Origin of the sequence: Oceanobacillus saliphilus, assembly GCF_023522835.1 — a bacterium.
Lineage (GTDB): Bacteria > Bacillota > Bacilli > Bacillales > Amphibacillaceae > Oceanobacillus > Oceanobacillus saliphilus.
In genome coordinates this window covers 1-6,054 of record NZ_JALCZU010000023.1, presented here as the reverse complement: position 1 = coordinate 6,054, position 6,054 = coordinate 1, and the positions used below count along the sequence as shown (strand labels likewise).

The window sequence follows — 6,054 nt, the reverse complement described above, 5'->3', positions numbered from 1 at the left end:
GTAGAAGATAATTGGAAAAATGATGATGGTGCTATACATAATAGATTTTTTTACAGGATAAATGTATCGGATGCTCCAGATGAGTGGGATTACCAGCCAGCAGGTGGAGAAGATGAAGAAGAACTAACATTCCATTATTTTTGGATATCATCAAAGGATGAAGTTGAACTTATACGAGGTCACGGAGATTACCTACACCACGTCTTTATTTAAAGGAGGTATAAAACAGTGGAAAAGTTGTGGAACAACTCTCCAAAATAATATATTTTGAGGAGGAAAAATGCATGACGTTAAATTTTATTAATAGTAAAAATATAAAAAGAGAACAATTAGAAAGATTATATAATGATGTAGAATGGTATGCCTATACACAAGATTTAGAAGTTCTTCAACACGCAATAGAACAGTCATTAGAAGTTATATCTGCTTGGAATGGTGAAGAATTAGTTGGGTTAATTCGTATTGTTGGTGATGGATTAACAATTATCTATATTCAAGATATCCTTGTATTAAATGCTTATCAAAATCAAGGAATTGCTACTCAAATGATGCAACAGGTTCTGAAGAAATACAAAAATGTTCGTCAAAAAGTTTTATTAACCGAAGAAGCCCCTGATGTAAGACATTTTTATGAAAAGAATGGTTTCCAATCTTGCGATAAGGGTTCTTTAGTCGCATTCATTAAGTTAAGTTAGATGGATTAATTTAAAAATATTTTGTTATTGAAAAAACATAAAAATAAGAGTTGCACCTTTAAATAGGTGCAACATTTTTTTATAAGACAATGAGTATATAATTAAGCAACAATTTCTTTCTTATAAAAATATGCAGTTAAAGTAACGGATGCTTTGTTTGAAGGCAAAAAAGTTCTTAATGAAGAATGGAGGGTTTAAATAATGAAGGATTGTATATTTTGTGGCATTGTAAGAGAAGAAATATCCTCGTATACAATATATAAAGATGAGATAACTACAGCCTTCCTTGATATTAATCCTGTGGCTTTAGGTCATACAATAGTAATTTCAAATAAACATTTTAACAGATTAGACACTGTTAACGATGAAGAAGTTATGAAAGGATTAATGAATTGCACTAATATAGGTATCAAATTTACTCATTACTTCTGATATTTGTACTGACTTTACTATACTCAGTGATAATGGAGTAAATTCACAACAAGATATTATGCACACTCATTTCCATATAATCCCGAGGCATCATAACGAAAAAATAGAATTAAAACTCGCAACTAATAAGGAAGTTGCAAATGCGAAGAATCTTAAATATACATACAATCACTTAAAAAAGTCATTATAAGGCCTTCAACTATATGGGTGCTTTAACACAACAATGAGATCGTCATTATAACGGTCTTTTTTACTAAAGGGCAGGATATTGTGGAAGAAGAATTAAAGAATTCTAGGGGGAATAATTATTATTTTAATTTTAAAGGTAAAACAAAAGATGATAGAGGTACTTAGGAAAGGTCACAAAGGAAAAACGATTATTATACTACCTGGGATGGGTTGTTCTTTTGACGAATGGCACAACATTACAGAGACTTTAAGTGAAACAAATAGAGTGGTAATGTTTCACAGACCTGGACTTGGTGAAAGTGAAATTGGGAATGAAGTTCGTAATACGGAGGCCGTCGTTAAAGAATTACTCGATTTAATGTCAGTTCTTGAAATTACTGAGCCAATTATTTTGGTTGGTCATTCATATGGAGGGTTGTGTGCCCAACATTTTGCTAAATGTCATCCTCAGAAGGTTGCAGGAATAGTGTTGGTGGATTCAACCTCTGTGGATTTACAGGAATTAGACGAGTTAGATTTACCTGTATTGGATGAAGATGAGACAGATGAAGTTTGGTTAGAGAAATGTAAATCCTATTCCTCGATGGAACAAGAGCAATTAAGGAAAATAGTAAACCCTACTCTTTCAGAAAAACTAAAGTCAATTCCTAAAGAGATTCAACAACGGTTATTAGAATTTCAAATAAGACCTTCTTTATACAAAGCGATGTATTCTGAAATAAGTAATTGGAAACAAGATGCTGTGGTTATTAAGTCCTTAGAAACGACTATCAATGTACCACTAATTGTTTTAGGAAGAGATAAAGAGTTTAGCATTAAATTGGGAAAACAAGGTGAGCTGCCAGAAGAAGAATTAAGAATCTTTGAAGAGAAATGGCAAGAACTCATTAGAAGACAGAGAAACCTTTCTAACAATAACAAAATTGTATTCGTAGAATGTTCAAGCCACGCCATACATATTGATAGACCAGACATTATTATTCAATCAATTTCTGAGATTGTGAAAAAATGTACTTAAACTTACTTGTGCAATAATTTAATTCCTTCCGAAGTCTTCCACTTAATTGAGCATATATACGTCTTGTCTCACTTTTCTCTTGACCTAAAAGGCTTTGGATAACTTCAAGTGGTGCGCCATTATTCAACAGCTTTGTTGCGTAACTATGTCTCAATTGGTGAGGGTGAATGGTTTTATTGATTCCTGTCCAATTTGAAATGCGTTTTATAATGTACCTCATTTGTGCAAAGTTCATTCTGTGTGGTGCACGTTCAGTTACAAATATTGCTGGATCATTATCATATCTACCATCTAAATATTTCTTTAGCCAAATATCACATCGGATATTAAAATACACTTCTCGTTCCTTATCCCCTTTACCACGTACAATTGCAGATTGATTGCCCCAGTTAATTCTGTTTCGATTAAGTGTCATAATCACTCCAATACGATAACCAGTAGAAAAAACACCGGACAAAGGCGTAAGGTCCCTTGTCCGAGATTTAGAAGAAAAGGACCTATACCTGTCCTTCTGTCCAGGTTAGAGGACTTTACGCTGGTAAATTGTTTGACTGACTAACCAGGAAATTAGAAAGAGGCTTATTGAGATCACGGCTCCACTAAGGTAAAGAGTAGCTGTCGACAAGCTTGTAATGAATTCTGTAATAGCTGTCAGATGTTCTGCCAGGAATCGGAGAGCCGGTGGCAGCACAACCGCAAATACTACCATTCCAATTAGAGCCGCTACACCAACATAACCAGGCTTTAATATATAAAAGAACGGAAACGCTATAGCAGTAAAGAGGAAAAATAATCCTGTAGCGATGGCTATATCTTGGAGTGTAAAGTCAAAATTAAATAAATACAGAATAATACTAGCTATAACGATTGATAAAAACATATATACCACAGAACCAATATATTTTGCCGCCACAATTTCTTTTCTCCTATATGGCAAAGAATTAAGAAGGATGTTGGATTCTACTTGTTCATCATAAATATATCCATTCAACGGTATATACAAACTGGTGATCAGAAAAATAAAAAAAGGACTCATATGATCACCAAAAATGGCAAAGAACATAATAAACGGAATAAAGAGTAATATTTGTGACTTTTGGATAACCAAATCTTTTCTTATCAAGTTAAACATTCTGCTTACGGGCTCCTTTCGCATAATACATAATATCCTCCAAAGTTACTTCTTCCATAACCACTTGATCCCCTAAAGCTTCCCTTACTTCTTCTGCATTATTTGTTAATGCCTGGAATTCATTTGAAGAACGTTCTACACTTATAAAACTATTTTCTATTGTCTGATTGAGTACATTGGCATTTCCTTTGACTAATGCATAACGCTCTTGCACGTCCCTTATTGATTCATTAAAAAGAATTTTACCACCCTGAATGAAAGTAATATTGTCTGCAATCCGCTCTAAATCACTGGTAATATGGGTAGAGAAGAAAAGTGTTCGTGTCGCGTCAGTCATCAGCTCTTTTAAAATATCCAGCAGCTCTCTCCGAAATACAGGATCTAAACCAGCTGTCGGCTCATCCATCATAATGAATTCGGCATCATGAGATAGGGCCAATGCTAAAGATGTTTTCATCTGCATCCCTTTAGAAAAGGTTTTAACCGCCTTATTTAGTGGTAGTTCAAACATCTTGATATAATCATAAAATTGCTTGTCACTCCAATTTTTATAAGCAGGGGCTATAATTTTACGAATATCTTTAAGATTTAAATTTTCATAAAAGACGTTACTATCATAGACAAAGCCGATTCGCTCCTTAATTTCTTTCTCATTATTTGCATAATGCTTACCAAATACCTTTATTTCTCCCTCATCCGCTTGCAAAAGATTCATCATTAACTTCATTGTAGTTGATTTCCCAGCGCCATTTGCCCCTACAAAACCTGTAACGAGACCTTGCTTTATTTGCAGATTGATATTCTCCAAGGAGAAATCTTTAAAATGCTTACTTACATTCTTAAATTCTACTATATTTTCTATTGTTCTCACTCCTTATTATACATTTTTAAGTGTATATATAATTTATTAACAGTATATACTGTATACACTATACGTACAATAGTTAATTTTATTTTTTTATTGCAAAATAAAAAAGATCTTAATTTCTCATTAAGATCTCGTTTGGTTTCATTTATGTATATTGCGTCTGTGGGCTGCTTTCATATGAAACATAATATCGTCTAAAGAAGCTTTTTCCATTACAATATAATCGCCAAAGACTTTTTGTACTTGCGCTGCATTTATTGTTAAAGCTTGAAATACGTCTTGTGAGCGTTCTATGTTAATGAAGTGTGCTTCGGTATCTCGATCAAGTAAATCGCTATTTCCTTTCGCGATGGAATATTTTTCCTGTAACTCATCCATGCGCTGATGAAAGAGAATTTCACCCTGGTCAATTAATACAATATAGTCGGCAAGACGTTCTAAATCACTAGTAGTATGTGTTGAAAATAGTATACTCCTATTCTCATTCACCATGACTTCTTGAAAAATATCTAACAATTCTCTCCGGAATGTCGGATCTAAACCTGCTGTAGGCTCATCCATTATAATTAATTCGGCATGATGTGATAAGGCCAGGGCGATGGAAGCCTTCATTTGCATTCCTTTAGAAAGTTTTTTGATTGGTTTTTTTAATGGCAATTCAAATTGGTCAACATAAGCTTTAAACTGCATACTATCCCAATGTTTATAAGAAGGAGCTATGATTTTACTGATGTCTTTTAAGTTCAGGGATTCATAAAATATGTTGCTGTCGTATACAAAACCGATCCGGTCTTTTATCACTTTTTCATGCGTGGCATAATCCAGTCCGAATACGCTTATTTCTCCTTTATCAGGCTGCAGAAGATTCATTATTAGCTTAATCAATGATGTTTTACCAGAACCGTTTGCTCCAATAAGTCCAGTCGTGTAGCCTTGTTTTATCTGTAAATCTATACTGTCAAAGGAGAATTCCTTAAACTCTTTAGAAACACCACGAATTTCTATCACATTATCCAAATGATCACTCCTCATACAGCAACTTTAATAAATCTTGTAATTCTTCATAAGATAATCCAATTTCCTTACTATTAGAGATAACTGCACTTAATTGTTCTTCGATTACTCTTAGTTTTTTCTCGCGAATCACATCTAAATTTTGCTCAGCTACATACGAACCTTTACCTACAATCAAGTAGATGAACCCTGCTTTCTCTAATTCTTCATATGCCCGTTTAGTTGTAATTACACTAATTCTTAAATCTTTGGCCAATTGCCTTATGGAAGGTAAAGCAGTACCTTCTGTCAGTTCACCTGACAGTATTTTGGATTGGATTTGTTTGGAAATCTGTTCATAGATAGGTTCTTTTGAGTTGTTTGATATTATGATTTGCATGCAGGTACCTCCTTTTCACCATATATATAATACATAATCACTATATACACTAGTTAATCATGATTGTATGCATAATTCAAGCATTCTTAAGCGTAGAATTGTTGTAATTATCGGAGGATATTTTGAGTTTTTAGCTAAAGCATAATTCATGTACTTTTAAAGGCTTATGATAATCGTAATGACTTTAGTTTAGAAAGAGTCTATTTTGATTAAACAATTTAACTAAATGGTGCTTTACTCAAAGATGACTATCTTGTTAAAAGGGTGGAAATTTAATGAAAAACAAGGATACTATTTATGATATTGTCGTGCATACTGTCAATTTAA

Annotated in this window: 8 protein-coding genes and 1 pseudogene; 4 read left to right on the top strand and 5 right to left on the bottom strand. The window is 33.3% G+C overall.

Features of this window, described 5'->3' with window-relative positions; genetic code table 11:
* From MN204_RS20170 to MN204_RS20155, 4 genes are all read left to right on the top strand, one after another.
* On the top strand, nt 1-213 hold a 213-nt coding region (locus tag MN204_RS20170), incomplete at its 5' end, for an NUDIX hydrolase (protein WP_498043951.1).
* A 71-nt stretch (nt 214-284) separates the two neighbouring features.
* On the top strand, nt 285-695 hold the full coding sequence (locus MN204_RS20165; RefSeq protein ID WP_249872876.1) for a GNAT family N-acetyltransferase: 411 nt from the start codon (nt 285-287) through the stop codon (nt 693-695).
* Nucleotides 696-896: 201 nt separating this feature from the next.
* Nucleotides 897-1,127 (top strand): HIT family protein, encoded by a 231-nt coding sequence (locus tag MN204_RS20160; RefSeq protein ID WP_249872875.1) that lies wholly within the window; start codon nt 897-899, stop codon nt 1,125-1,127.
* Nucleotides 1,128-1,416: 289 nt separating this feature from the next.
* The gene (locus tag MN204_RS20155) at nt 1,417-2,334 is read left to right on the top strand and encodes an alpha/beta fold hydrolase (RefSeq protein WP_368858687.1); all 918 of its coding nucleotides are present in this window, start codon (nt 1,417-1,419) and stop codon (nt 2,332-2,334) included.
* Here MN204_RS20155 and MN204_RS20150 read toward each other — a convergent pair.
* The 5 genes and pseudogenes from MN204_RS20150 to MN204_RS20130 all read right to left on the bottom strand — a co-directional run.
* Nucleotides 2,294-2,803: pseudogene (locus MN204_RS20150) on the bottom strand (tyrosine-type recombinase/integrase); the annotation flags it as partial. The gene MN204_RS20155 and the pseudogene MN204_RS20150 sit on opposite strands and share 41 nt — an antisense overlap.
* Nucleotides 2,804-2,854: 51 nt before the next feature.
* Nucleotides 2,855-3,466, bottom strand: coding sequence for an ABC-2 transporter permease (locus MN204_RS20145; RefSeq protein WP_249872873.1), 612 nt, complete (start codon nt 3,464-3,466; stop codon nt 2,855-2,857).
* Nucleotides 3,459-4,328, bottom strand: a complete 870-nt coding sequence (locus MN204_RS20140; protein ID WP_249872877.1) for an ABC transporter ATP-binding protein — start codon at nt 4,326-4,328, stop codon at nt 3,459-3,461. The genes MN204_RS20145 and MN204_RS20140 overlap by 8 nt, the downstream gene beginning before the upstream one ends.
* A gap of 147 nt (nt 4,329-4,475) precedes the next feature.
* The gene (locus tag MN204_RS20135) at nt 4,476-5,351 is read right to left on the bottom strand and encodes an ABC transporter ATP-binding protein (RefSeq protein WP_249872872.1); all 876 of its coding nucleotides are present in this window, start codon (nt 5,349-5,351) and stop codon (nt 4,476-4,478) included.
* A 4-nt stretch (nt 5,352-5,355) separates the two neighbouring features.
* On the bottom strand, nt 5,356-5,727 hold the full coding sequence (locus MN204_RS20130; protein ID WP_249872871.1) for a GntR family transcriptional regulator: 372 nt from the start codon (nt 5,725-5,727) through the stop codon (nt 5,356-5,358).
* Nucleotides 5,728-6,054: the final 327 nt, after the last annotated feature.

Coding starts and splice junctions, on each gene's coding strand:
- MN204_RS20145 (WP_249872873.1), bottom strand. CDS start 3,466: ATGTTTAACTTGATAAGAAAAGATTTGGTTATCCAAAAGTCACAAATA.
- MN204_RS20165 (WP_249872876.1), top strand. CDS start 285: ATGACGTTAAATTTTATTAATAGTAAAAATATAAAAAGAGAACAATTA.
- MN204_RS20130 (WP_249872871.1), bottom strand. CDS start 5,727: ATGCAAATCATAATATCAAACAACTCAAAAGAACCTATCTATGAACAG.
- MN204_RS20160 (WP_249872875.1), top strand. CDS start 897: ATGAAGGATTGTATATTTTGTGGCATTGTAAGAGAAGAAATATCCTCG.